Source organism: Acinetobacter uliginosus (assembly GCF_044130295.1).
Lineage (GTDB): Bacteria > Pseudomonadota > Gammaproteobacteria > Pseudomonadales > Moraxellaceae > Acinetobacter.
Map to the genome: position 1 here is coordinate 1 of NZ_JBIQOC010000052.1, position 24,970 is coordinate 24,970.

Annotated in this window: 26 protein-coding genes; 12 read left to right on the forward strand and 14 right to left on the reverse strand. The window is 43.3% G+C overall.

What is annotated here, in order from left to right; all coding sequences use genetic code 11:
• Nucleotides 1-225: 225 nt before the first annotated feature.
• Together lnt and ACE01T_RS10850 are read right to left on the reverse strand one after the other, a co-directional pair.
• Nucleotides 226-1,785 carry an apolipoprotein N-acyltransferase gene (lnt, locus tag ACE01T_RS10845; RefSeq protein WP_180080134.1) on the reverse strand — a complete coding sequence of 520 codons (1,560 nt, stop codon included), beginning with the start codon at nucleotides 1,783-1,785 and terminating at the stop codon, nucleotides 226-228.
• The gene (locus tag ACE01T_RS10850; protein ID WP_086195248.1) at nucleotides 1,782-2,621 is read right to left on the reverse strand and encodes a CorC family transporter; all 840 of its coding nucleotides are present in this window, start codon (nucleotides 2,619-2,621) and stop codon (nucleotides 1,782-1,784) included. Before ACE01T_RS10850 ends, lnt begins: the two co-directional genes overlap by 4 nt.
• Before the next feature lie 200 nt (nucleotides 2,622-2,821).
• On the opposite strand from ACE01T_RS10850, the gene tusA reads away from it, so the two are divergent.
• Nucleotides 2,822-3,079: a sulfurtransferase TusA gene (tusA, locus tag ACE01T_RS10855; RefSeq protein ID WP_086195249.1), complete on the forward strand. Its 258-nt coding sequence runs from the start codon at nucleotides 2,822-2,824 to the stop codon at nucleotides 3,077-3,079.
• A gap of 140 nt (nucleotides 3,080-3,219) precedes the next feature.
• Here tusA and ACE01T_RS10860 read toward each other — a convergent pair whose 3' ends face one another.
• Entirely contained in the window at nucleotides 3,220-4,932 is a 1,713-nt protein-coding gene (locus ACE01T_RS10860) for an electron transfer flavoprotein-ubiquinone oxidoreductase (protein WP_395519256.1), read from the reverse strand.
• Nucleotides 4,933-5,116: 184 nt separating this feature from the next.
• Here ACE01T_RS10860 and ACE01T_RS10865 point away from each other — a divergent pair, with 184 nt between their 5' ends.
• The 5 genes from ACE01T_RS10865 (at nucleotide 5,117) to ACE01T_RS10885 (ending at nucleotide 9,551) form a co-directional block, all read left to right on the forward strand.
• Nucleotides 5,117-5,728 (forward strand): DUF1285 domain-containing protein, encoded by a 612-nt coding sequence (locus tag ACE01T_RS10865; protein ID WP_395519257.1) that lies wholly within the window; start codon nucleotides 5,117-5,119, stop codon nucleotides 5,726-5,728.
• Nucleotides 5,729-5,776: 48 nt separating this feature from the next.
• Entirely contained in the window at nucleotides 5,777-6,649 is an 873-nt protein-coding gene (gene murI, locus ACE01T_RS10870; RefSeq protein ID WP_166169473.1) for a glutamate racemase, read from the forward strand.
• Nucleotides 6,650-6,776: 127 nt separating this feature from the next.
• Nucleotides 6,777-7,805 (forward strand): DUF4062 domain-containing protein, encoded by a 1,029-nt coding sequence (locus ACE01T_RS10875; protein WP_395519258.1) that lies wholly within the window; start codon nucleotides 6,777-6,779, stop codon nucleotides 7,803-7,805.
• 66 nt (nucleotides 7,806-7,871) lie between these two features.
• Complete coding sequence (gene hemH / locus ACE01T_RS10880; RefSeq protein ID WP_395519259.1) at nucleotides 7,872-8,885, forward strand: ferrochelatase; 1,014 nt, start codon at nucleotides 7,872-7,874, stop codon at nucleotides 8,883-8,885.
• Nucleotides 8,886-8,906: 21 nt separating this feature from the next.
• Complete coding sequence (locus ACE01T_RS10885; RefSeq protein ID WP_086195255.1) at nucleotides 8,907-9,551, forward strand: MBL fold metallo-hydrolase; 645 nt, start codon at nucleotides 8,907-8,909, stop codon at nucleotides 9,549-9,551.
• A 33-nt stretch (nucleotides 9,552-9,584) separates the two neighbouring features.
• Here the strand turns inward: ACE01T_RS10885 and ACE01T_RS10890 are convergent, their stop codons facing one another.
• Together ACE01T_RS10890 and ACE01T_RS10895 are read right to left on the reverse strand one after the other, a co-directional pair.
• Nucleotides 9,585-9,770, reverse strand: coding sequence for a hypothetical protein (locus ACE01T_RS10890; RefSeq protein WP_086195256.1), 186 nt, complete (start codon nucleotides 9,768-9,770; stop codon nucleotides 9,585-9,587).
• Between the two features lie 598 nt (nucleotides 9,771-10,368).
• The gene (locus ACE01T_RS10895) at nucleotides 10,369-10,554 is read right to left on the reverse strand and encodes a DNA gyrase inhibitor YacG (RefSeq protein WP_086195257.1); all 186 of its coding nucleotides are present in this window, start codon (nucleotides 10,552-10,554) and stop codon (nucleotides 10,369-10,371) included.
• Nucleotides 10,555-10,638: 84 nt separating this feature from the next.
• Between ACE01T_RS10895 and ACE01T_RS10900 the strand changes: the two genes are divergently transcribed.
• From ACE01T_RS10900 to ACE01T_RS10910, 3 genes are all read left to right on the forward strand, one after another.
• Entirely contained in the window at nucleotides 10,639-11,313 is a 675-nt protein-coding gene (locus tag ACE01T_RS10900; protein ID WP_171263157.1) for a class I SAM-dependent methyltransferase, read from the forward strand.
• 7 nt (nucleotides 11,314-11,320) lie between these two features.
• Nucleotides 11,321-12,523, forward strand: a complete 1,203-nt coding sequence (locus ACE01T_RS10905) for a TIGR03862 family flavoprotein (protein ID WP_086195259.1) — start codon at nucleotides 11,321-11,323, stop codon at nucleotides 12,521-12,523.
• Between the two features lie 83 nt (nucleotides 12,524-12,606).
• Nucleotides 12,607-13,017: a GFA family protein gene (locus ACE01T_RS10910; protein WP_086195260.1), complete on the forward strand. Its 411-nt coding sequence runs from the start codon at nucleotides 12,607-12,609 to the stop codon at nucleotides 13,015-13,017.
• 64 nt (nucleotides 13,018-13,081) lie between these two features.
• Here ACE01T_RS10910 and ACE01T_RS10915 read toward each other — a convergent pair whose 3' ends face one another.
• Both ACE01T_RS10915 and ACE01T_RS10920 read right to left on the reverse strand, forming a co-directional pair.
• Entirely contained in the window at nucleotides 13,082-13,696 is a 615-nt protein-coding gene (locus ACE01T_RS10915) for a hypothetical protein (RefSeq protein ID WP_086195261.1), read from the reverse strand.
• A 10-nt stretch (nucleotides 13,697-13,706) separates the two neighbouring features.
• The gene (locus ACE01T_RS10920; protein WP_180043069.1) at nucleotides 13,707-14,489 is read right to left on the reverse strand and encodes a class I SAM-dependent methyltransferase; all 783 of its coding nucleotides are present in this window, start codon (nucleotides 14,487-14,489) and stop codon (nucleotides 13,707-13,709) included.
• Between the two features lie 120 nt (nucleotides 14,490-14,609).
• Between ACE01T_RS10920 and ACE01T_RS10925 the strand changes: the two genes are divergently transcribed.
• Both ACE01T_RS10925 and ACE01T_RS10930 read left to right on the forward strand, forming a co-directional pair.
• On the forward strand, nucleotides 14,610-15,890 hold the full coding sequence (locus ACE01T_RS10925) for a hypothetical protein (protein ID WP_395519260.1): 1,281 nt from the start codon (nucleotides 14,610-14,612) through the stop codon (nucleotides 15,888-15,890).
• A gap of 450 nt (nucleotides 15,891-16,340) precedes the next feature.
• The gene (locus ACE01T_RS10930; RefSeq protein ID WP_180043070.1) at nucleotides 16,341-17,294 is read left to right on the forward strand and encodes a 2-hydroxyacid dehydrogenase; all 954 of its coding nucleotides are present in this window, start codon (nucleotides 16,341-16,343) and stop codon (nucleotides 17,292-17,294) included.
• Nucleotides 17,295-17,417: 123 nt separating this feature from the next.
• On the opposite strand, the gene ACE01T_RS10935 is transcribed toward ACE01T_RS10930, so the two are convergent.
• The 6 genes from ACE01T_RS10935 to glyQ form a co-directional block, all read right to left on the reverse strand.
• On the reverse strand, nucleotides 17,418-17,837 hold the full coding sequence (locus ACE01T_RS10935) for a hypothetical protein (RefSeq protein WP_086195264.1): 420 nt from the start codon (nucleotides 17,835-17,837) through the stop codon (nucleotides 17,418-17,420).
• Nucleotides 17,838-18,044: 207 nt separating this feature from the next.
• On the reverse strand, nucleotides 18,045-18,392 hold the full coding sequence (locus tag ACE01T_RS10940) for a hypothetical protein (protein WP_180043071.1): 348 nt from the start codon (nucleotides 18,390-18,392) through the stop codon (nucleotides 18,045-18,047).
• Between the two features lie 313 nt (nucleotides 18,393-18,705).
• The gene (locus ACE01T_RS10945; protein WP_086195266.1) at nucleotides 18,706-19,095 is read right to left on the reverse strand and encodes a hypothetical protein; all 390 of its coding nucleotides are present in this window, start codon (nucleotides 19,093-19,095) and stop codon (nucleotides 18,706-18,708) included.
• 67 nt (nucleotides 19,096-19,162) lie between these two features.
• On the reverse strand, nucleotides 19,163-19,999 hold the full coding sequence (locus ACE01T_RS10950) for an OST-HTH/LOTUS domain-containing protein (RefSeq protein ID WP_086195267.1): 837 nt from the start codon (nucleotides 19,997-19,999) through the stop codon (nucleotides 19,163-19,165).
• Between the two features lie 68 nt (nucleotides 20,000-20,067).
• Nucleotides 20,068-22,137 carry a glycine--tRNA ligase subunit beta gene (gene glyS / locus ACE01T_RS10955; RefSeq protein WP_086195268.1) on the reverse strand — a complete coding sequence of 690 codons (2,070 nt, stop codon included), beginning with the start codon at nucleotides 22,135-22,137 and terminating at the stop codon, nucleotides 20,068-20,070.
• Nucleotides 22,137-23,126 carry a glycine--tRNA ligase subunit alpha gene (glyQ, locus tag ACE01T_RS10960; RefSeq protein ID WP_086195269.1) on the reverse strand — a complete coding sequence of 330 codons (990 nt, stop codon included), beginning with the start codon at nucleotides 23,124-23,126 and terminating at the stop codon, nucleotides 22,137-22,139. The genes glyS and glyQ overlap by 1 nt, the downstream gene beginning before the upstream one ends.
• 204 nt (nucleotides 23,127-23,330) lie before the next feature.
• Here glyQ and ACE01T_RS10965 point away from each other — a divergent pair, with 204 nt between their 5' ends.
• Nucleotides 23,331-24,431, forward strand: coding sequence for an HPP family protein (locus ACE01T_RS10965; protein WP_086195270.1), 1,101 nt, complete (start codon nucleotides 23,331-23,333; stop codon nucleotides 24,429-24,431).
• Nucleotides 24,432-24,520: 89 nt separating this feature from the next.
• Here ACE01T_RS10965 and ACE01T_RS10970 read toward each other — a convergent pair whose 3' ends face one another.
• Nucleotides 24,521-24,784: a PspC domain-containing protein gene (locus ACE01T_RS10970; RefSeq protein WP_395519261.1), complete on the reverse strand. Its 264-nt coding sequence runs from the start codon at nucleotides 24,782-24,784 to the stop codon at nucleotides 24,521-24,523.
• Between the last annotated feature and the right edge of the window lie 186 nt (nucleotides 24,785-24,970).

Sequence of the window (24,970 nt, forward strand, 5' to 3'; positions counted from 1 at the left end):
TTTTACTGAACACTCTTCAACTGCTCTCGGAATATTCAATAGATGAACTGAATGAAATCGCAACAATTGCATTAGGTACCTAAAGATGTGTAGATACCTATGCCTTTTAGGAGAGGGTCAGGGAGAGGTTATTTAAAGTTATTTGGCTTGAATCCTTTTCCATAGCATCCAGATCAATTCCTCTAACTCCTCCCTTTTTCAAAGGGGGACTTTTGAGAGCGAATATTAACGCCGTGATTTAAATGAAACATCTACCTTACGTGGACGGAAGCGCCAACCCAGTAGTAATAGCAATAATGACACAATCAATACTGGCCAATCACTTAAGCGCATATACAAGGTTTCTCCTTGCATCGCAGGCAGTTCACCACGAAGAATCGCAGTGTGATCGGTCGGTGCCTGTTTCACGATATGCCCGTGATGATCAATAAATGCCGTCACCCCGGTATTGGTGGCACGAATAAACCAGCGTCCATTTTCCTTGGCCCGCATCTGTACCATCTGCAAATGTTGCCAAGGCCCCGCTGTACCGGTAAACCAGGCATCATTAGAAACAGTGACCAAATAATCGCTTTGACTGGCATTGCGACGGGTCAGATTAGGATAAGCCACTTCATAGCAAATGGCCGCACCCAGCGCATGATTTTTCACATTTAACGGTTTCTGGTCGCGTGCTCCGCGAGAAAAACCGCTCATAGACGGATCATTTTGTAATGCAGGCAGTACCCAGCTGAGCCAGCCAGATAAAGGTACATATTCGCCAAATGGAACCAGACGCTGTTTTTTATACAGACCATGCGACTCATCACCACTTGCCATAATGCTGTTGTAGTACATCGGACGTTGTTCAACTTGTGATTCTTTTAAATCCCAGTAGGGGATACCCGTCACCCAGGCTGTCCCAGTTTTATTGGCCTGAACTTTCATGGCATCTAAAAACGGTTCAATATCAGTCTGGAACATTGGAATGGATGATTCCGGCCAGACGATCAGATCCCGTCCCCATTCAGTCCGGCTTAAACTGGCGTAGATCATCAAGGTTTTGACCTGGTATTCGGTCAGCCATTTCAAGTCTTGCGGAATATTGCCCTGAATCAGGGAAACCGAAAGCGGTTTCTCATCTTTTTTTTCAACAAATTGAAGATAAGAAGCACCCCATGCACCCAGCAGTAAGATCGCCGAAGGCACGACCCAGAATATACGCTTATTCAGGATTTCCACCAGTGCACAGGCCAGTATAATCACCAAAAACGAAACACCGAAAATCCCGAATAAAGGCGCATAGTTATCGAGGAAACGTTCGGTAAAAGCATAACCGACAAATAGCCATGGGAAACCGGTAAATACCCAGGTTTTGGCCCATTCAAAGAATACCCACAGCGGTGCAAAAGTCAGGGGTGTTTCCGGGAAGAAGCGGCGATAGATCCAGGTTTGCAGCGCGGTAAATAGTCCCATCACCAAGGCCATAAAGGCAATCATCAGTATGCTTAAGAAAGCACTGGTATCGCCATAGACATGGATGGAGGTATACAGCCAGAAGGCACCGACAAACCACAAGCCAAAGCCATAAGCCCAGCCAATGAAAAAAGCCTGTGGAGCAGAGCGTTTACGCAGTGAAGCATAGAGCAAAGCTGGAGACAATATGGCCAGCCACCAGTAATAATAAGGTGCCAGTGCAAAACTGAATAAGGCACCTGAAAAAAGCGAAATGAAAAAGGGATAAATAAAAGGGAGCTGCTTGTGTTGTTGAGATGAATTTAACAGCTTATCAAAGTAAGTTCTCATTTACGGACAGCTCGAATCAGATGAATAGTACGTGCATCTGCTTCTAAAATGGTAAATTCCCAATTCTCAAGTTCAATTACTTGACCTTGTAAATCGCTGACTAGACCCATTTCTTGAAGCAATAAACCGCCGACAGTTTCTACTTCATCATCGGAAAAATCAGCATCTAAAACATTGTTAAAGTGTTCAATTGGTGTAAGTGCCTGAACTAGCCAGGTATTCGCCGTGTGTGGATCGTTATCGGGAATAATGTACTGGGCTTCTTCATCGACCTTGTCGTGTTCATCTTCAATTTCACCGACAATTTCTTCCAGAATGTCTTCTAAAGTGACCAGACCTGAAGTGGTGCCATATTCATCAATCACCACTGCAATATGGGTCTGGGTGTTTTTCAACATCCGCATAACCTGATCGGAACGCGCACTTTCCGGTACAAACAGCGGTTGGCGCATGAGTGCGCGGATATCTACTTTAGATGTGGGTTCGGTCAAAAAAGGCAGCAAGTCTTTGGCCAATAAAATGCCGACCACATTATCCGGTTGATCAGATGAAAAAACAGGAAAACGTGAATGGGCAGATTCCACCAGAACATGCAGAATATCGAGCAGCTGATCATCTTCTTGCAAGCTGATCATGGCGGTTCGTGGGGTCATGACCTCGCGAATTTTTGTTGCCGGAAGGTCAAGTACGCCTTCAAGCATGGCAACAGTATCGGGTTCTAAAAAACGACGTGAATCTTGTACTAATTTTAACAGTTCGTCGCGAGTTTCGGGTGCTGTACCCAGCCATTTGCGTAAGCCGCGCATGCCCCACGACGGGCCTGATTCCTCGTGCATGATCTTTCCTAAAGACGCTTAATATCTAAAAAATGTAATTTTAATCATACCGTAGAAAATACAGTTGTCTATCGCTAATCTTCATCTAAATCACAGGCAATTGAGTCAGAAAACCAGGCTATCTCCTTCATTTTACTGTATATCACCGGACCTGTATGTTTATGCTAAAATAACCGCAGCTTTTAAACCTGAGTTTTCTGATGTCTGAACCCTCTGTTACGCCAAGCATTCAATTAAATACCCGTGGACTACGTTGCCCGGAACCGGTGATGATGCTGCATCAGGCCATTCGTAAATCCAAGTCTGGTGATGTGGTGGAAGTATTCGCAACGGATAATTCAACTTCTTGGGATATTCCAAAATTCTGTATGCATTTGGGGCATGAGCTGTTATTACAAGAAGAACGTTTAGATGAAAATGGCAATAAAGAGTTTCATTATCTGGTACAGAAGGGTTAATGATTTTTTATTTAAAACACGTGATTAGAGATGTGTGATTGAAAGATTGATTCATCACTTACGACTTAAATTTTAAGTTGTTTTAATCTCTCAAAAATAAACCCGCTTTTTAGCGGGTTTATTTTTATCTTATATGAGGATTACATATTCGGGTAATTAGGACCACCGCCACCTTCTGGTGTTACCCAAGTGATGTTCTGTGAAGGATCCTTGATGTCGCAGGTCTTGCAGTGTACACAGTTGGCTGCATTGATCTGGAAGCGTTTAGAACCGTCATCATTTTCCATGATTTCGTATACACCCGCAGGGCAGTAGCGCTGCGCCGGTTCATCCCATTTTGGCAGGTTCACATTCACTGGAATTGAAGCATCGGTCAGTTTTAGGTGAGCAGGCTGGTTTTCTTCATGCACGGTGTTGGATACAAACACCGAAGACAAACGGTCAAAGGTCAGCTTGCCATCCGGTTTTGGATAGTTCGGTTTAAAGTTCACTGCATCCACGGTTTTCAAGGCACTGAAGTCTGTCACCAGGTCGTGCAGGGTAAACGGTACTTTAAATACGTTCTGGTCGATAAAGTTAAACGCACCACCGATCCACTGGCCAAACTTGTGCATCGCTGGGCCAAAGTTCCGCGAGTTATACAGCTCTTCTTTCAGCCAGCTGTTGTTGAACTTGTCGGTATAAGCAGTCAGTTCTTTGGCAAATAAATCTTCACCTTCAGTCACACGCGCAACCGCCAAGTCACCGCCTTTTGCTACACCGGCAGCAATTGCTTCAAATACCGCTTCACCACACAGCATGCCGGATTTCATCGCGGTATGTGAGCCCTTGATTTTGGCAAAGTTCAGGAAGCCGGCATCGTCACCAATCAGCGATCCGCCCGGGAAGGTAAATTTCGGTAGCGAGTTAAAGCCGCCTTTGGTCACCGCACGCGCACCATAAGAAATACGTTTGCCACCTTCCAGGTACTGCTTGATTAAAGGATGGGTTTTCCAGCGCTGCATTTCCATAAACGGATACATATGCGGGTTGGTATAGGACAGATCGACAATCATGCCCAAAGTCACCTGATTGTTTTCCGCATGATACAACCACCAGCCGCCTGAAGAACCGGTTTCAGACAATGGCCAGCCGGCACCGTGCATCACCAGACCAGGCTTGTGTTTTGCTGGGTCGATTTCCCACAGCTCTTTGATCCCGATACCGTAATGTTGTGGATCTGAATTTTGATCGAGGTTATATTTCGCAATCAGGCGTTTACCCAAGTGGCCACGGCAGCCTTCAGCAAACAGGGTGTATTTGGCATGCAGTTCATAGCCCGGAGTAAAGTTATGGGTCGGTTCGCCATCTTTGCCAATGCCCATGTCACCGGTTTGAATGCCTTTCACCGAACCATCTGCATGGTACAGAATTTCAGCAGCGGCAAAACCTGGGAAGATTGACACTTCCAGCTCTTCCGCTTTTTGACCCAACCAGCGCACTACGTTGCCGAGCGAGATGACATAGTTGCCATCGTTATGCATGGTTTTAGGCACCATCCAGTGTGGCGCTTCTTGTGATTTTTCATCCGAGAGCAGGAAATAGGTCTTGTCTTCGGTCACTGGAACATTTAAAGGTGCACCTTCTTCCTTCCAGTTCGGGAACAGCTCATTCATGGCACGTGGTTCCAGTACCGCACCGGACAAGATGTGCGCACCGACTTCAGAGCCTTTTTCCACCACACAAACCGACAGATCGTTCAGGTTGTTTTCAATTGCAAGTTGACGGATCTTGATCGCTGCAGAAAGACCGGCCGGTCCTGCACCTACGATGACGACGTCAAACTCCATCGATTCACGTTCGATGTGTTCCATGTAGGATTCCTCATATCATTAGAAGGTGGCGACCGTCATTATTCCGGTGCTGCCATGAGTGTTCTGTATGCCCAGACACAATTTTAGTATCGTGCCTTTTATATTGTGGGCTAGTATAGTTTTAAACCTTGATCTAGCCAATTGGCTGAATCATATTATTTTTCCGTCAGCAGGGTCTTTAGTCATGATTAATCAAAATAATTCACCAAATCCGACGAAAAAAGTAGCTATTGGCGATGATAAAAATTTAAAAGGCATTGCACAATACTTAAAAGATGCACAGGCCGGTCACAAAAGGTCAATCCCACCTCTGGATCAATTCAACCCAAAGCATTGTGGGGCAATGGATTTAAAGGTAAAAGCCAATGGAGAATGGTGGCACGAAGGTCAATTGATCAAACGACAAGCCCTGATTGACCTGTTCTCAACCGTGCTCTGGAAAGAACAGGACAAATTCTACTTAAAAACCCCGGTTGAGCAGGTTGAGATTGAGGTGGAAGATGAGCCTTTATTTGTCAATCAGGTCGACCAGATCGAGATTGATGGAAAGACTTATATTCAATTCACTACGACCACCCAGGATATAGTGATTGTCGATCAGGAGCATGCAGTTTTTATGCGTGAATATGAAAGTGAATTACGTCCTTATGTACACGTGCGTTTCGGGATTAACGCCTTAATTCAACGCTCGGTTTTTTTTCATTTAATTGAAATGGGAGAGCTACTTGAAAATGACAAAAATGAAACCATTTTAAGCTTACAAAGTGGCGATTTTTACTTGCAATTAGGCACCTGAGGTTTAAGCTTTGATTTTCCGATTTCTTGAACTGCTGAAAGTGAAACCATGACAGCCATTCATCCTGTTTATCCTTTAATCGATCCAATGCCCAAGGCACAAGCTGATGCACCCATCGGGATTTTTGATTCTGGAATAGGTGGCTTGTCTGTAGCACAAGAAATTGCCAGACATTTACCCAAAGAACGTATTGTTTATTATGCCGATACTGCACATGTGCCGTATGGGCCGCGAAAAGATCAGGAAATTCGTGAGCTTACGGCGCATGCGATTGAATGGCTGTATCGGAAAGGATGTAAAGTCGCGGTGGTAGCCTGCAATACTGCTTCTGCATTCAGTCTGGATTATTTACGTGATCATTATGGAGAAAATTTTCCAATTATCGGTCTGGTACCAGCACTGAAACCGGCCGTTTTGCAAACTAAATCCAAAACCGTGGCGGTGCTTGCCACGCCTGCAACCTTTCGTGGTCAGCTGATTAAAGACGTCATCCAGCGTTTCGCAATTCCTGCTAATGTGAAGGTTATTCCTGTCACCTGTCTGGATTTGGTGCCTTTTGTGGAAAGTGGTGCACAGATGAGCCAGGCATGTTTAACCACCTTAAAAGAAATTTTGCAACCGGTGGTCGATCAGGGGGCCGACTATTTAGTTTTGGGTTGTACACATTATCCCTTCCTAAAACCTGCAATTCAGTCTATATTTGGTCAGAAACTGACATTAATTGACTCAGGGCTGGCAGTTGCGCGGCAAACCGCCCGTATTTTGATTAAAAATCAATTGTTATTTGAGCAAGATCGAAATAATGGCTTACGTATTGAGTGCTATGTGAGTGGCAATAATGCAGAACATTTAAAAACCGTGTTGCAGTTCCTCATTCCAGAAGATTTAACCTGGAATTTGAGCAATATGGGTGTTGAATAAGTAAAGAAATACAGCTAGTGTTCTGAAATATATTAGAAAAATATTTATATTGGGGTGTTGAATTATATTGTGATTGCTCAGAGATGAGTCTGTCAGGATGTAATAAGCAATTGGAAGAGGATAACCAATGCTCGATAAGCGTTATCAGGTTTTTATTACCACTTCTGGCAGTGAAATGCAGCCGGAACGAATTGTTTTAGCTCAAACTTTAGTAGGCATGGGGTTCTTTTCCTGGGGCTTAGAACAACGGACACCTTTAAGCACCGCGTTTGCACGGCGTCAGATTGATGATTGTGACTATGTGATCCTGCTGTTGGGCAGTCAATATGGTGAACAGTCTGTGTCAGGTGTAGGTTATATGCATCTGGAATATATTTATGCAGTCACAAAACAGAAACCGATTATTGTGTTTATGCATGAAGATCCTGCCTCACGTGATGAGTCCTTGCATGACCAAAAACCTGAATTGCGCGAAAAATTTTTAGAATTCCGCAAATTATTACAGCAAGAAGTGGATCAGATTTTTACTTACCGTAGCCTGCGTGATCTGGAAATGGCTGTGCGTTTGAACATGCCACAAATGCTGGAGCGTTATCCGGTATCGGGATGGGTTAGACCGCAAAACACCCAGGCTTTACATGATGAAATTGATCAACTGAAAGCTAAAATTGAGCAGCTTGAAACCGAAGTCGGAAAACGGGAAGTCGACCCGTTCCTGTCTTTGCCTAAAGTGTCCATGCAAGAAGTATTTTCTTTTGAATATCGTATGCATGCCTATCAAGATGGTAATTTTAAGGAACTGAAAATTGAGAAGAAGCTCACTTGGGCTCAGCTCCTGTCTATTTTGGGCAGCATGTTTGTCAATCCAACACCAGAAGAATATTTTTCCAAATGTATCAATGATTACTTGAATGATACGGGTCTGGCCGATGCCCGGGTGGAAATGCCACGTGCCCATGCCGTTGCCCGTGCACAAATTAATATTCGTGCCTTACATAGTATTAAACTGCAAATGCGTCAAAATGACTGGATTGTCCCGTCAGGCCGTGATGACCGTCAACGGATGCTCTGGCAATTGACCCTCAAGGGACAAAAGCTAGTTGAAAGTAATTTGCTTGATAATGATCGTGTTTTTCAATTTAAATCTGCATTTTAATCCATATAAAGAAAGTGCAGAAAGCTGTTAAAGTAAAGCAGTTCATTTATATTGGAAAAAGGTCTGATGTCTTCTGCAGCTAAAACAAAAGTCACGATTATTTTGGCCAATTTGGGTACGCCGGATCAACCCACGGCCCCTGCAGTTCGTCGTTTTTTGAAGCAGTTTCTGTCTGATCAGCGTGTCATTGAAATCCCCAAGCCAATCTGGCAAATCATTTTACGGCTGTTTATTTTACCTTTTCGTCCCAAGCGTGTGGCCCATGCTTATGAAATGGTGTGGCAGAACGATTCTCCCATGCGTGAAATTTTGTTGGACCAAGTCATTGAGGTAAAAAAAACATTAACCGAACAATATCCTGAATTTGAACTCAATGTCATTCCAGCCATGACCTATGGCAATCCAGGCATTGATTCTGCCTTGAATCGCTTGTCACAGGATATTCCAGATCACATTATTTTATTGCCTTTATTTCCGCAGTATTCGGCCACCTCAACAGCACCTTTATATGATGCCCTCGCAAAATGGATTTTGACGCAGCGCAATTTGCCAGGTCTGTCCATCATTCGTGATTATTATCAGCATCCCGCATTTATTCAGGCACTGGCACAAAGTGTCCGGGACTATCAGGCCGTACATGGCCAGTCAGAAAAACTATTGATGTCATTCCACGGCATCCCTCAGCCTTATGCAGATAAAGGCGATCCTTATGCCGATCGTTGCCGTATCACGGCACAATTATTGGCAGATGCATTAGGCTTATCCGAGGAGCAATGGGCCATCAGTTTCCAGTCGCGTTTTGGAAAACAGGAGTGGGTAAAACCCTATACTGATGCCTTGCTGGAAGAATGGGGCAAGCAAGGGGTGAAATCGGTTCAGGTGATGAGTCCTGCTTTCTCCGCAGATTGTCTGGAAACCCTGGAAGAATTAGCGCTGCAAAATGCTGAAATGTTCCAGTCGGCAGGTGGTGGAGAATATGCTTATATTCCGGCATTAAATTGTCGTCCAGATCATATCGCCTTGCTCAGCACACTGCTTCAGGCTAATCTTGATGGATTAAAGCATACATTCGCTCACTAATTTTTCCGAGGTTTCATTCTTATGCTGCAAGTCAAAATTGTGCCGGTCACCGCATTTCAGCAAAACTGTTCAATTGTTTGGGATGCAGAAAGCAAAGAAGCCATTTTGATTGATGCTGGTGGTGAAGCGGAAAAATTAAAAGCCGAGGTGGAAGCTTTGGGGCTAAAGGTAAAGGCCTTATGGTTGACGCATGGGCATCTGGATCATGCTGGTGCAGTCGGGGCTTTAAGCAAGGCTTGGAATGTACCGGTGATTGGTCCGCACAAGGAAGATGTCTTTTGGCTCGACATGATTCAGGAAGTATCGCAACGTTATGGTTTTCCTGTTCCTGAAAAGGTAGATGTGACTCAATGGCTTGAAGGCGGAGAAGTGTTAATGCTGGGAGAGGAAGAGTTTGAAGTTCGTTTTGCTCCAGGTCATACGCCGGGTCATGTGATGTTCTATAACAAAAACTATGGCCTGCTATGGACAGGAGACGTATTGTTTAAAGGGTCCATTGGACGTACCGATTTCCCGCGTGGCAACCACCAGCAGCTGCTTGATTCGATTCAACGTGAATGTTTTAGTTTGCCGGATGAAACCCAATTTATTTCCGGTCATGGTCCCTTAAGTACCATTGGTTTTGAAAAACAGCATAATCCTTTTGTAGCAGGTAAAGCAGGTTAATTTTTCCTGTAAGAGATTGATGAATTCATTTCATTAATCTCGATGAAAGGGTCCACTGCGCAGCTGTTTTAATTCCAAGGCAATAATAATGGCTGCAAGCATGAATAAAATGCCAATCGCAATAATAATGCCATCGTGGATATACAAGCCGAAAATCAGCCCCACAATACTGAAGCTGACAAACAGAAAAAATAGAATTTTTAAGCACCAAAGACCCATGGGGCTCTCCTTTTTATAGCTTTTAAAATTTATTGGTGTTCGTTTTTATCGTTATGAGGCTGTTATAGCCCAACTGTACTGTTTTTAAGTTTAGTTTTAAGTGTTCAATTAAGAAAAATTTTATTGCTATTCTTGTAGAAGGATTATAGTTTAAAAAGTGAGTACGGGTTATTCTTTTTATCGGTAAATGAGAGAAATTTAACAGTTGTAAAAAACTGTTTTTAAGTCGTTTTTGTGGGTAAATTTGAATTACGTAATGAAGAAAATAAGAAACAAATTTATAGGCACATGAACATTTCTCTATAAAAGGCTGACTTGTATCACGTAATTTATAGCTTATTATTTTGAGGGATGAATTGTGAAGCGACTATTGATAAAAATAGCCCTGTTTATATTTACTATTCTCATGTTGGCATGTTTGGGTTTGGGGATTTATAGTCAAGATTTGCTGATCACGGCGATTGGTATCCTTCTGATTTTTTGTATTATTCTTTTGGTTTTAGAATATAAAAATATGCTTTCCAATCCATTTGACTAAGGTGGATCAATCCATTTTATCCACCTTTAGACGAGTTTTCCTGCGGATCACGCAAGACGATTAAAATTCATCTTGTTCGCCACTGTTATCTGCTTGCGGTGCATCCTGAGTCGGCAGTTTATATTCATCACTGGCCCAGGCTCCCAGATCAATCATTTTGCAACGTTCTGAACAAAAAGGACGAAATTCATTGCCTTCCCAAGTGGATGGTTTGCCACAGCGGGGACACGGAAAAGTACGCGGCATGTTATTCTCCGAAGAAAAATAAGGATTCAATTAGGCAAATACAGTCGCTCTTGCTAGACTTGAGCGGATTTTTGTTAGTTTGATCTGATTATGCCAATTCGTCAATTTCAAGCACAGCGTATGCATGCGCCTCGTGATTTTCAAATGATTCGCCCAGATCCCGTTTGTGTGGAAATTGGTGCCGGTAAAGGTAAACATGCCTTACTGTTTTCAGCTCAAAATCCTGAAAAAAAATTGATCGCCATTGAGCGCACACGTGAAAAATACCTGGCCATGCAAAAACAGCATGCTCTGGAAGGACAAAAGAATTTACAGGCGATTCATGCCGATGCCATGCCGTGGATTGTGCATGCCTTATTGCCTGCTCAAGTACAGCAGTTTTTTATTCTCTATCCGAATCCCGAACCGCATAATCCGGCGCAACGCTGGTTAAACATGCCATTTTTTGAGTTTCTGCTGTCACGCTTACAGCCGGGTGGTACCGTCACATTGGCCAGTAATATTCCTGAATATATTGCAGAAGCACAGCAGCAGTTGATTGAAGTCTGGAAATTGCCTTTTGTCAAAGAAGTGATTCCAGCTACATCGGCGCGTACCCATTTTGAAATTAAGTATCTGCAGCGTGGTGAGTTGTGCCAGCAACTGATCATCAGCAAACCTGAAAGCTACCCGACACGTTTTGATGAGTTTATGCCTTTACAAGGGCAAAATTCGGTTCAAGCGGGAGCAGCAGAAGCTGATATTAAAAACGCTGAATGAGTTGGTTATGAAAAAGCGTGTTGCAATTATTGGAGCGGGCCCCGCCGGTTTAATGGCCGCGGAACTGTTAAGCCAATATGGTTATCAAATTCATGTCTATGAACAAAAGCCGTCTGCCGCACGCAAGTTTTTGATGGCGGGTAAAACCGGGCTGAATATTTCCCATGCCGAGCCAATCGAGCAATTTATCCAGCGCTACGATCAGGCAGAATGGCTCGCCTCTTGGGTAAAAAAATGGGATGCGAACTGGATTCAGCAATGGATGAAGGGTTTGGGGATTGAATCCTATATCGGCTCATCAGGACGGGTGTTCCCGGTAGAAATGAAGGCGGCCCCTTTACTGCGTGTCTGGTTGAAACGTCTTGCTGAACAGGGTGTGATATTTCACTATCGCCATCAGGTCTTGAATTTAAACGGTCAGCAATTGTGTATCCGGGATTTAACCACCCAGCAAGACAGCCAGCAGGTTTTTGATGCCATCATTATGGCTTGTGGCGCGGTATCCTGGTCGCAACTGGGTAGTGACGGCGCATGGCAGCAATGGCTGTCTCAGGGCGATATTGAAGCCTTTCAGGCCAGTAATGCCGGGGTAGAACGTATCTGGTCCAAGTTTATGCAGCCGGTCTTTGGCCAGCCTTTAAAACGTGTAGAAGCCTGGGTAGAGGGTCAAACTAAAAGTATGGGCGATATTGTGATTACCCATTATGGTCTGGAAAGCGGGTTGATCTATAAGCAAGGGCGTGCACTGCGTCAGCAAGTGAAAAATGGTCAGGTCATGCAACTGTATCTGGATTTGCTTCCCGATCAAGGTATTGAGCAATTGGCGACAAAATTACAGCCAAGTAAAAAGCAGTCGTTGAGCAATGTCTGGCGTAAGGCAGGACTGGATGCAGCCAAAGCCAATCTGGTACGTGAACTGGTTAAAAAAGACGTATGGAACGATCCGCTGGCTTTAGCCCAGCAGATCAAGCATTTGCCTGTTGTTTTAGTGGGATTCCGTCCGATCGAAGAAGCGATCAGCTGTGCGGGTGGCGTAAAACGCGATGTTCTATCGGAACAGTTGCAATTGAAGTCCAATCCGCATGTGTTTTGTTGCGGCGAAATGCTGGATTGGGATGCACCGACTGGAGGCTATTTGCTGACTGCCTGTTTTGCGACAGGTCGTGCTGCAGGCGAGGGTGTGCATGCCTATCTGGCTGCACAAAAATAACAGTGCATCATGCGGCCAGTTTTGAACTGTGATTTAAAACCTGCTAAGTTGCAGATTCAATCCTTATAAAAAATGCAGCAGTTATGTCAGAACAAAAGCGATATACAGGAAGTTGTTTGTGTGGCGGTTTGCGCTATGAAATTCGGGGCGAAATTGGCGACATCGTGCAATGTCATTGCCAACGTTGCCGTAAGGCCAATGGGACGGCCTTTGCCACCAACGCTCCAATTCAAAAAGCCGATTTTCACATTGTGCAAGGTGAACATTTACTGAAAAAATTTCAGTCCACCGAAACCACACAGCGCTGTTTCTGTAGCGATTGTGGCTCGCCGATTATCAGCATTAAAACTGATACGCCCGATCTGTATCGCCTGAGAATAGGCACGCTGGATACACCGTTGCAGCAAAAGCCGACGCAACATATTTTTGTGGCCTCCAAGGCCGAGTGGGATACCATCTGTGATGGTCTGCCACAATATGAAGAACGACCTTAGTCATACTGAAACTAGTGATTAAAAGATCAAGGGATTACAGTATCCCTTTTTTACACACAAAATTTTAATAGCCAGATTCAGTTGTCCCAGATTTGGCTACTTCAGCTTTTTTTGTTTCGGCTTGGTTCATGTCTGGATATTGTGATTGCCAGTGTTCCAGCTGTTCCTGAGCATGTAAAAATTCACCCAGGCCTTTGGCTTGATCTGCTGAATTTTTAATGGGTTCTGCTTTTTTATCTTTGTGCTCATCATAAAGCTTGGCTTGAGCTTGCCAGTATTCCGCCATCAGCCCCTGAATATAGCGTCCCTGTTGCGTTTTTAAATTCAGTTGTTTGAGCATGTTCAGGGCAGACTGGATATTGTCACGTTTACGGTTGTAGGCAAATTCCTCTGTTAGCGAACCGTTCTCCTGCATTTTCACCAGTTCATCTTCCATTTCATCGCTCATTTGGGTAAAACGCGTGTCAAAGTCAGTCAGCATGGCGATATCATGCGGATCATCCGGGGTTTTTTCAAAGGCTTTCACCGGTTCAGTAATCAGCTCCTGCATCACTTTATCTTCAGATTGAACTTTATCATTTGGAGATGGAGTACCGTCACGGTCATTACAGGCCGTCATCAGTACACTTGAGCACAGTAAAACAGGAAGAGCAAAATGTTTGAATTGACGTTGCATCATGATGGTTCCTTTATTTCTGATCGAGTGTTTTAAAGTTATAGGCATAGGTCACATAGGGGAATGCGATTTCATCTTGAGGATGCTTGCCTGTATACTCTAAAACGATCTGTTCAAATTCAGCTTTTAACTGCTGCTGTTCATGTGCTGACATGGCGGCAATAAAACTGGTAGAGAGCAGGCGTTTAGACACCACCTGTTCCACAGTGCCGACATGTTGCTGCTGAAACGTTTCGGTATTTTGTAATTGAAACAAGGCTTGCTGTTCAAAGACCTTTTTCCATTGACCGCTATGATAACGTGGCGTATTGCCTTCCAATGGCTCAATACGGTCTGCCAGTGCTTTGACCCAGTCGACCTCAACATCGCGCTGATTCCAGATCAGTGCCAGATGTCCGGCCGGTTTGAGCACTCGATGAATTTGTGTTAACGATTCAAGATTGGCAAACCAGTGAAAGGATTGTGCACAGACCACAGCATCTATACTATGGGCGGTTAAAGGCAGAGATTCACTCGACGCCTGTAGCGTTTTAATGTCGGGATAGGCGAGTTGCAATTGTGTCAGCATGGCCTGAATTGGCTCAATGGCAATGATGTGTGAGGTCAGCTGTTTTAAGTAAGGTAAGAATTTGCCAGTACCTGCACCCAGATCAACCACCTGCGACTGTTCACCCAGTTGGAGCTGATCACGTAGCCAATTGACGATGTCTTGTGGATAACTCGGACGAACTTGTTGATAAAGTTCAGCGGCAGAACTGAAGCCTTTTTGAGCAGCAGGATGAAGTGATTGTGTCATATTTTGCGCTTTTTAATCTTCATGGCATCTATAAAATAACATATTCGCTTTTCGTAAATAGGCAAGGTGTCTATTTGTAGCATTGATTCTGATAAAGGGCCGATTTGCTTCGGTGTGGAAATGGATAAACACATTATTTTTGAAGACGAACAAATTCGTGCAATCTTTCTGAAAGGCTCATCGGATGAACTGATTTTTTCTTTTGGCGATTTAATTACCCGCGCCAAAGGACTGTCGATTAATGCGGAAAAATCACTGCATAAGTATAACTTTAACGTGATTGGCATTATGCCGAAGCAGAAATCCTGGTTTCCTGAAAGTTCGATGTGCGAGATGTTTGCCCAAATTCAGGAACTGATTGCACCGTTTAAAACCCGGATTGGCTATGGTGGTTCCATGGGCGGGTATGCGGTTATCAAGTATTCCAATCTTCTGGATTTAAAGCGCGTAGTGGCGCTGGTGCCGCAGTATTCCATCAATCCTGAAGAAGTCGAAGACCCGCGCTATAACATGTTCTTTCATCCTGAACAGAATGCCTATATGCGCATTCAGCCTCAGGATGTTGCAGCGGAACGTGAATATATTGTGGTCTATGACCCTTACTGTCCAGAAGACCGTGCGCATTATTTAAAACTTGAACAGGTGCTGCCAAAAATTCAGACCCTGAACCTGCCTTTTACCGGACACGATGCCATTGCGGTACTGGCCAATTCAGAACTGCTGCATGACTTTTTATTGCATGAGTTTGATGCTAGCTATTTTTATCGCAAAATCCGTCAGGTGAAAAAGAACAGCAAGTTTTACTATCGTAAAGTCATTGAAAACCTGTTGCCCCGACACCGCAATGCCTTGGGTTCGATTTTGGTGAATAATGATTTGCAGCTGGACAGCCAGTTTTTTGATGCCAAGTTAAAGAATAATTTACTCAGGGAATTGCTGCGCAATAAACAGGTCAGTCAGCAAGATTTACTGAAATTGGGCATACAGGTCAATTTGCCGCAGGAAAATCGCAGTCAGTTACTGGACTGTTTTGGTCATGGTCTGGTATTTAATGTGATTAGCCAGAAGATTGAAAGCTATGCGGCCAGTGCCATCGCCCTGAATCATAAATTTCTGATGCCGATCTTTGCCAAGGGCAGTGGATTGGTACACATTTCAATGAATGACGAACGTTTTATCGTGGCCATGAATGACCGGCAAGTGATGAAACTGTTCAGGGAACAGGAAGCTTTAGCCGCTGGGATGCATCCCTTGGTCATTAAAAAATATAGTGATTTTTATCTGCTTAGTTATAAGCATTTAAACTTGAGCAATAACGAATATGGTAGTCATGAGTTTGTGGAAGATGCTCCTGAAACTGCGCAATTTGTGACCCAGCCTGACCCGTTATCTGCGCTATAGCCTATAGATTCAGGGTTTAGCATGCACCCCAATTTGTTTTAATTTTGATCACTTTCTTTATCTTTAAATCGGTCTAAGATAGAACGGTAAGGCAAGTTCTTATGACTCAAAATTAAACAATAAATAACGGGTGCTTCAGGATGAAACGTGATTTTATACCGGCTGTACTTTTAACCCTCATCTCTATATTCATACCTTGCTATGCTTTCGCAGACAGTCTAGATCCGACTTATATCATTATGGGCGGGGGAATGCTTGTGGTGTTTGCCCTGGCAATTTATGTATTTTATGAAATCTACAAGTCGATTCAGCTGCATATCAACAAACCCACTAAATAGTGGGTTTTGTATTTTTCATCTCTAAATTTGGTTGAAAAAGAATGTAAAACTGGCTTTTAATGTCTGGGCAATAATTTTTAGATATTCATCAAACTCAGCCAAGGGAAGCAGCATGAAAGCCGTATTTTTAGATTATGAATCGCTGGATAAAAATGATCTGGATTTCAGTCAGCTTGAAGCTGTATTTGATGAGCTGAAACTTTTTCCAACGACGACCCAGGCACAGCTGCTCGAACGTGTACAAGAGGCAGAGGTCATTATCAGTAATAAAGTCGTGGTCGATGCTGCTACCTTGCAACAATGTCCACAGTTAAAACTGATTTTAATTTCGGCAACGGGCACCAATAATATTGATCTGGTTCAGGCACGTAAACAAGGCATTGTGGTATGCAACTGTCAGGGTTATGGCACCGCGGCAGTGGCACAGCATACTTTAAGCTTGATGCTGGCTTTAGCAACTTCATTACTCAAATACGACCGTGCCGTAAAGCAAGGCGAGTGGAATAAGGCTTCACAGTTCTGTCTGCTGGATTTCCCGATTATCGAGTTGTCTGGCAAAACGCTGGGTATTGTCGGTTATGGTGAATTGGGACAGGCTGTGGCAAAGCTGGCTGAAGCTTTTGGCATGATGGTTTTGGTCGGATCATTGCCGAACCGTCCAACTGATGCGAGCCGTGTACCTTTTGCAGAACTGTTGCCGCAAGTGGATTTCCTGAGTCTGCATTGTCCCTTAACTGACGATACCCGTGATTTAATTGATGCCCAAGCTTTCGATGCCATGAAACCAAGCGCATTTTTAATTAACTGCGCACGCGGTGGAATCGTCAATGAAGCTGCGTTGGCTGATGCCTTGCGTCAGGGCAAAATTGCCGGGGCTGCCACCGATGTGCTCACGGTTGAGCCGCCTAAACAAGGTAATGTGCTGTTAGCCGATGATATTCCCAACCTGATCATTACTCCGCATAGTGCATGGGGCAGTGTCGATGCACGGCAACGGATTGTGCAGCAGATGCAGCAGAACGTACTGGCCTTTAAAGCAGGACAGCCGATTCGACAGGTCAATTAATTTATCTTTTCAATCAGTCTCTCACACAGAGGCTGATTGCTTATAATCAACTTGATTTATAAATCGGCGTTGGTTTTACCTATACAGCTTGTACTTGAGCAGCCAGTCATATGTAGGTGCAAATTAATTACTGGTTGAAGACTCACTCAGCGGATGCGAAATAATCGGTGCAGGCTGATCATTTGGACTGCCGATAATATGATCCTTAGTTTCAGTTATTTTTTGATTGACCGTGGCTGCTGCGTGTTGTGACTTTTCTTTGGCAATGGCTGATTTTTCAGTGGCAAAGTCCTTGGTTTCTTCCCAGGCATTTTCGACTTTGGGTTTGACTTTGGCCACACCTTTTTGCGCCGCTGTATCCACCTTTTCCGCCGTGTTCTGAACCTTCTGCTGGGCCTTATGACCGAGCACTTTAAAGATATTGGGGTTATCCCCATAAGGTGCAGGGTGGCTGTGTGCTGGAGCTGTAGTACTGGTTTGAGCCAAAACAGAGGTGGATGCCAAAATGGCACTTGTAATCAATACCGTTTTCATCATTTTCATTGTAAGGATAATTCCTGTTCGAGTAATGGCTGCAATCTAATTCAATTTTCTATTGGATTTTATTCTAAGAGTGAATGATGGGGAAAATGTGGAATGTGGCGAAATTAATACAGATTCATTACATTTAAGCTCAATCTTCCGATTGTTTTATCCAAGAAAAAAAGCCCGTGAAAATGAGCTTTTTATACAGTCATTTAAAAAGATACCTTATTTTTCAATTTCCTGAGTGGGATCGGCTGAAGCTGCTTTTTCAGAATATGGATTCAGTTCCGCATGGGTTTGACCGTTAATATCCATATTGCTGGGATGTGAATGGTTGCTATTTTTACTTGGGATAGCATTTTTAGCGGCAAAGTTCTGGATGTTTTCTGGGGAGTCTGGCTTTGCAGTTCGAGTTTTACTCATCTCTTCTTTACTGCTATGAACGATGTCAGCAGTATTTTGATCACTGTGTTTAACTTTTAGCTCTGAAGTTGCTTTGGTGTTCGGGTTAGCAAAAAGGGAAGTACAAGCTAAAAGTGCTGTGCTCATCACTATTATTCTGATTGTTTTCATAGCCCGATTTATCCTTACATGATAAAACTCGAGTGTTTACCGAGTTATAAGAGCACCATCATAACCAGTTTAATGCGGGAGTTCGGAATCAGAGATTAAATTCACACGTTTTTGCAACACCGAATAACAATCTGCCTCGATATGTGAAAATGATTTACAAACTAAATTATATACGTTTTTGATTTTTATTCTTTTATAAGAATCGTGCTGCTTTAAGCCATACACTTGGAAGTTTAGTTTCTCTATCGCTTTGACTGTATAAAAAGAAAGAATCACCAAGTCCCAATAGATTCAGTGATTCTGATGGGGAGAGTTAGTTACATTGGGCTAAGGCATCTTTATGGAAATGATGGCGCAGGGCAAGGAAGTTTTTTTGTACTTCTGGGCTATGCAGGTCAAAATTATTGGCGGTGCTTGAGCCATCTTGGGCAAAGGTGGTTGCACCACCCGAAATTAGGGTATTGCCTTTAAATGACCAGTGTTCTATGGATTTTCCTGCTTTGAGGTTGCCGGTAAATTCAATCACGCATTTATCAATAAATTTAGTCAGTTTGGCTTTGTTATCCACTGTGTCTGGATAGACTTCCAGATTCTGAACTTCTTGTAATACGCCGGTTTCAAGTTGTGGGATTTTAGGCGCAGTTGTACACGCCGTAACAGCAATACCCGCAAGACCAGTCAAAATAAGCATTTTAAATTTCATATGATTCTTTCTTGTTGAGTGTTGTTAGTTTGAGTATAGGGAATCGGATGAAAATTGGCTATAAAAACTAGTTTTCAATTACTTCGAATATAGCTTCATCATAATTTATTTGGATTAACATTTTTTCACCTTTTGAGGTCGGCTCAATCTTAAGTAAAAACAATCCACTATTCAGTAATAAGTCATTAAGATTTTTGAAGCCATACTCTGTTTTGATTTTCTTATTAGCATTAGGAAATTTTTTGTTAATTGATACGCCTACTGTTGTAAGTGAAATCCAACCGTCATTTTTTTTATTGTTAATGATTAATTTTTCAATCTCTTTGTAAATCTCATCTGAAGGAAAGATGAAACGTGCTTTGAACAAATCAGATTTTAAAAAATCAATTTGAGTCTCTAAGCTTTTTTGAGCATTCAAACAATATTGCTCAAATTGATCTAAAAAAGGTTTATGTTTTTTCTCCAGATTTAATAGAAAATCGACAGCTTCTTTAGATTCATCGAGATTAGATAAATTATATTTTTCTTGAAAGTGATGTGCTATAAAATTTCGATCAGTAACAAATTCTTGAAATTGACTGTTTAGTCTTTGATGGTTATGTTCGCATAAATTAAAAGATATTTTCATATCTAGACGAAGAGTATTGTTAGGTTCAGTAATGATTGTATCTTCTTCTAGGGGATTCACGAGAAATAATGAATTTAAGGCTTTTGTACTTAAGCCACCTAAAGTTTGATTTTGAACAGATGGTTCTATAACCAGAGGTGAATTATTGGGCTTAGAAATAATAGTTTTATTTATCTTCATGAGGGTTTTTAGCCTCATTTCTATTGTTTGAAAACGAATAAGATGTTTTCCAAGTAAGGAATAAATTCTCTCTCTAATTTCTTCAATATTTTGCATTCTAAAAAATCATAAAAAACCCCACTCATTTATAGCGGGGTTTTTTATGATTTACAACCAATTATAGCTTAGTGCTGAAGCACCGAAATATCCGCAACCGCAGTAAATAAACCACGAAGCTGAGCGAGCATACGTAAACGGTTAGCTTTCAGGTCAGCATCATCAGCCATCACCATTACGCCATCAAAAAATGCATCCACTGGTGCACGAAGCGCAGCTAAAGCTGACAATGCAGCAGTGTAGTCCTTGGCAGCAAATAACGGCTCAACCACAGGCGTGATTTTCGCAAGTTCAGCGAATAATGCTTTCTCAGCATCTTCAACCAGATTCGCTTCAACCACAGCACCCTCAGGTGTTGCTTCTTTAGCCAAAATGTTGGCAACACGCTTGTTGGCAGCAGCAAGCGCAGCCGCTTCAGGCAATGCACGGAAGTGATTTACCGCAGTTACGCGTTTGTCAAAATCAAGTGGAGATTTTGGCGACAATGCTTGAACAGCTTGAATCACATCAACAGCCACGCCCTGGTCTTCGTATTTCGCACGGTAACGACCTTCCAGGAATGCAACAGCATCTGCCAAAGTCTTGTCATGGTCTTTCAATACATCGCCATATGAAGCTAAAGCAAGTTTGATTAGGTCTTCAATCGACACATCCAGCTCATTTTCAGTCACAAGACGTAAGATACCAATTGCAGAACGACGCAGTGCAAACGGGTCTTTAGAACCTGTAGGCGCTTGACCAATACCGAAAATACCGGTCAAGGTATCCAAACGGTCGGCAAGGGCAATGGTTGTACCAGTCTTGGTTTTCGGTAACACGTCACCTGCGAATTTAGGCAAGTATTGCTCACCCAAAGATTCAGCAACTTCAGCATTTTCACCTTCAAGACGTGCGTAGTAAGTACCCGCAATCCCTTGAAGTTCCGGGAATTCCCCAACAAGCTCAGAAGTTAAGTCACATTTCGCAAGCAGGGCGGCTTTTTCAGCGTCAGCAGGGTTCGCACCTGTGATCGGCGCTAACGCTACAGCCAATTTTGCAATACGAGTCGATTTATCCCAAAGTGTACCCAATTCAGCTTGGAACACCATGTTGGCCAGTTTTTCTTTACGCGATGCCAGCGGTTGCTTTTGATCTTGCAGGAAGAAGAACTCAGCATCTGACAAACGTGGACGAACCACTTTCTCGTTACCTTCAATAATTTGTGTCGGATCTTTCGACTCAATGTTTGACACAGTAATGAAGTAAGGTTGCAGTTTGTTGTCAGCATTTACCAAACAGAAGTACTTCTGGTTGTCCTGCATCGTCGTGATTAATGCTTCTTGCGGAACAGCAAGGAAACGTTCTTCGAAGCTTGCACGTAACGCAACAGGCCATTCAACCAATGCAGTCACTTCATCACGAAGGTCAGCTGGAACAATGGCAATAGCATTCACTTCATCAGCCAATGCTTTGACTTGCTGATCAATGATGGCTTGGCGTTCTTCAAACGACGCTACAACGTGCGCTGCTTTTAATTTAGGTAGATATTCATCTGCATTGGCTAAGCTAATGGCTTCAGGCGCATGGAAACGGTGACCATAAGTCACGTTGCCTGCTTTGTGATCCTGAATAGTTGCATCAATCACGTCGTTGTCTTTAAGTAACACTACCCATTTAACTGGACGTACGAATTCGGTACGGCTAGCCGCAGAACGCATGCGTTTAGCAATTGGTAGGTTGTCTAAAGCAGTTTGTAAAATTTGTGGCAGTAAAACGTCAAGGCTTTGACCTTTCACGTCTTTTAAATAGCACACTTTTTCAACTTTACCGGCCTGGAAAGTCGATACTTGATCAACCGTAATGCCTTGACCACGCATAAAGCCTTCAAGTGCTTTGGTTGGTTTGCCTTCAGCATCAAACGCTGCTTGTTTAGCAGGGCCGTCAAAACGTTTTTGTGTATCTGCTTGTGCGCCTTCTACATTGACAATTTTCAATGCCAGGCGGCGTGGTGCTGCATAAGCTTCAATTGAGTCGAAAGCCAGACCAGCATCTTTTAAGCCTTTTTCGGTTTCGGCCTGAAGGGCATCACGTAATTTTTTTAAGCTTTTTGGTGGGAGTTCTTCACAGCCAAGTTCAAATAAAACAGTATGTTTAGACATTATTTGTTCTCCGCTGCTTTTTCTGCTTGAGCTGCTTCTGCTTCAACTTGTGCTTTTAACTGCGCCAATACTTCGTCACGTAAATGTGGTTCTGCCATTGGGAAACCCAGTTTCGCACGTGCTGCCACGTAACTTTGCGCAATGGCACGCGCCAATGTACGGACACGTAAAATATAACGCTGACGTTCAGTCACCGAAATCGCACCGCGAGCATCCAGCAGATTAAAGCTGTGTGATGCTTTAATCACCTGTTCATATGCAGGCAATGGCAGTTCAGCTTCCATTAAGCGCGTTGCTTCAGCTTCGTAGAAGTCGAACAGCTCGAACATTTTGTCGACTGGTGCATATTCAAAGTTGTAAGTGGATTGTTCCACTTCATTTTGATGGAATACATCACCGTAAGTTACCGTACCGAACTGGCCTTTGGTCCAGACCAGATCGTAAACCGAGTCTACACCTTGCAGGTACATCGCCAGACGTTCCAGACCGTAAGTGATTTCGCCTGTCACCGGGTAACATTCAACACCACCGACTTGCTGGAAGTAAGTGAACTGGGTCACTTCCATACCGTTCAGCCAAACTTCCCAGCCCAAGCCCCAAGCACCGAGAGTTGGTGATTCCCAGTTATCTTCCACAAAACGGATGTCGTGGGTCAGGGTATCAATACCAATGGCTTTTAACGAATCGAGATAAAGCTGCTGGATATTGTCCGGGTTGGGCTTAAGCACCACCTGGAACTGATAATAATGTTGTAAACGGTTCGGGTTTTCACCATAACGGCCATCTTTCGGACGGCGTGAAGGTTGTACGTAAGCCGCGTTCCATGTTTCTGGTCCTAACGCACGAAGGAAAGTTGCAGTGTGGAATGTCCCTGCACCCATTTCCATATCGTAAGGTTGTAACACTACACAACCTTGTTCAGCCCAGTAGTTTTGTAAGGCAAGAATTAAGCCTTGAAATGTATCAATATGCGATATGGCGCGACTCATGTAGCATCCATTAAAATTAGAGAAAAATTGGCTCTAAGTATAAGGATTTTGCAAAGGTGTGGCAAAGGTTTCAGGACAAGAAATCAGCTGTTTAAAAATGATTCACAGATTTATTGATAAATATAAGATATAAAATAAATACATCTTTAATCGTTAGCATTCTATAATTTGCAACTTCTTCCCCAAAACAATAAAAGGCGTGCTGTGTTTCATTCCCGACTCGAATGGCTAAATACCCTAAAACCCAATTTCAAGATTCTTCCTTTGAAAGATCGCCTGCTATGCGGTTTGGGTGCATTACTTGGACTGACACTTTCATCTTTCATAAGTTGGTGGGTGTTGGGAGATATCAATGCATGGTATATCGCGCCGATGGGTGCATCTTCAGTATTACTGTTTGCCGTGCCTGCCAGTCCTTTGGCACAGCCGTGGAATATGGTGGTTGGCAATATCATTGCAGGAGTTATTGGGGTGACTTGTGCGGCCTATATTCCAAACCTGACTGAAGCCTTTAGTGTGGCGGTGGCATTGTCTATTTTTCTGATGATGACCACGGATTCCTTACATCCCCCGAGTGGGGCGGTGGCGATTACTGCCGTTTTAGGTGGCGAAGCGGTCCATGAGCTGGGATATTACTTTATTTTTTATCCGGTTTTATTAAATTCGGTCCTGTTGATGTTTGTAGCGATTATCTTTAACCGTCTTTTAGGAAAACAGTATCCACAAGTAGCACAAATCAACCAGCGTTCCAAAGACCCAACGCCCACGCAAAAAGTCACCATTCAACCGCAAGATATTCAGGCCACATTGGATCAGCAGACCGAGCTGCTGGATATTAGTGAATATGACCTGCAAAAAATTATTTTGGCCGCTCAGGAGAAAGCCAATGCCCGGGGTGTGAGCCAGTTCAAGTGTCAGGACATCATGACCAAAGACGTGATTAGCCTGAATGCAAATGATGATATCCATTCTGCACTGGATAAATTCAAACATATGAATTTGATGAGTCTGCCTGTGATCAATGCCCAGCAGCAACTGGTCGGTACGCTGGCTTTATATGAAGTGGTGGAATGGTTTAAGCGCGCAACCGATTTAAGAACCACATGGCAGCGTCAGGTCAAGGATATTATGGTTCGCCAAGTGGTCACCGTAAAGCCGGAGCAACCGATTCAGGACCTGGTGCCTTACTTTGTTGAGCGTTCATTTAACTATATTCCAGTGGTGGAAAAACAGAAAATGGTCGGCATTATTAGCCGTGCCGATATAATTGCGGCATTGAACCAGCAGTTGAATGTAGCGGCATAAAGCAGAAATGAAGCAAAAAAAAAGCTACGACTGATTGGGGGAAAAGTCGTAGCATAAAACGAACTCAACTCATGGAGTTCAACGGGATGTTAGCGATTTTGATCCGGATTTACCGTGCGGATCGGGTTGTTATAGGCTGATGTCTGACCAAACATGGTATTGGGCTGTTTAGGAATCACCAGCCACAAAATTAAATACACCAGGATTCCCGGAAATGCTGCGCTCATGACAGAAACCAGAACGAAAATAATGCGCAGTAAAGTCACATTCCAACCAAAACGTTCAGCAATACCGCCCATTACACCTGCAATCATGTTCTGACGCTTAGAACGATATAAACCAACATTGGCCATCTAGGTCTCCTTAATAAAAATAACAAAGCAGTTAAAACAACATGCTTGTAATAAAAAAATGGAGATGAACCCTTCTTTTTAAAGGGGCATGCCATAAAAAATAGTTAATTTATGTAAAGCTAAGGGCTTAATTGCGAGGTCGTCATTTAAGATATGTTTTGTTGAATAAGTTGATTTATATGAATA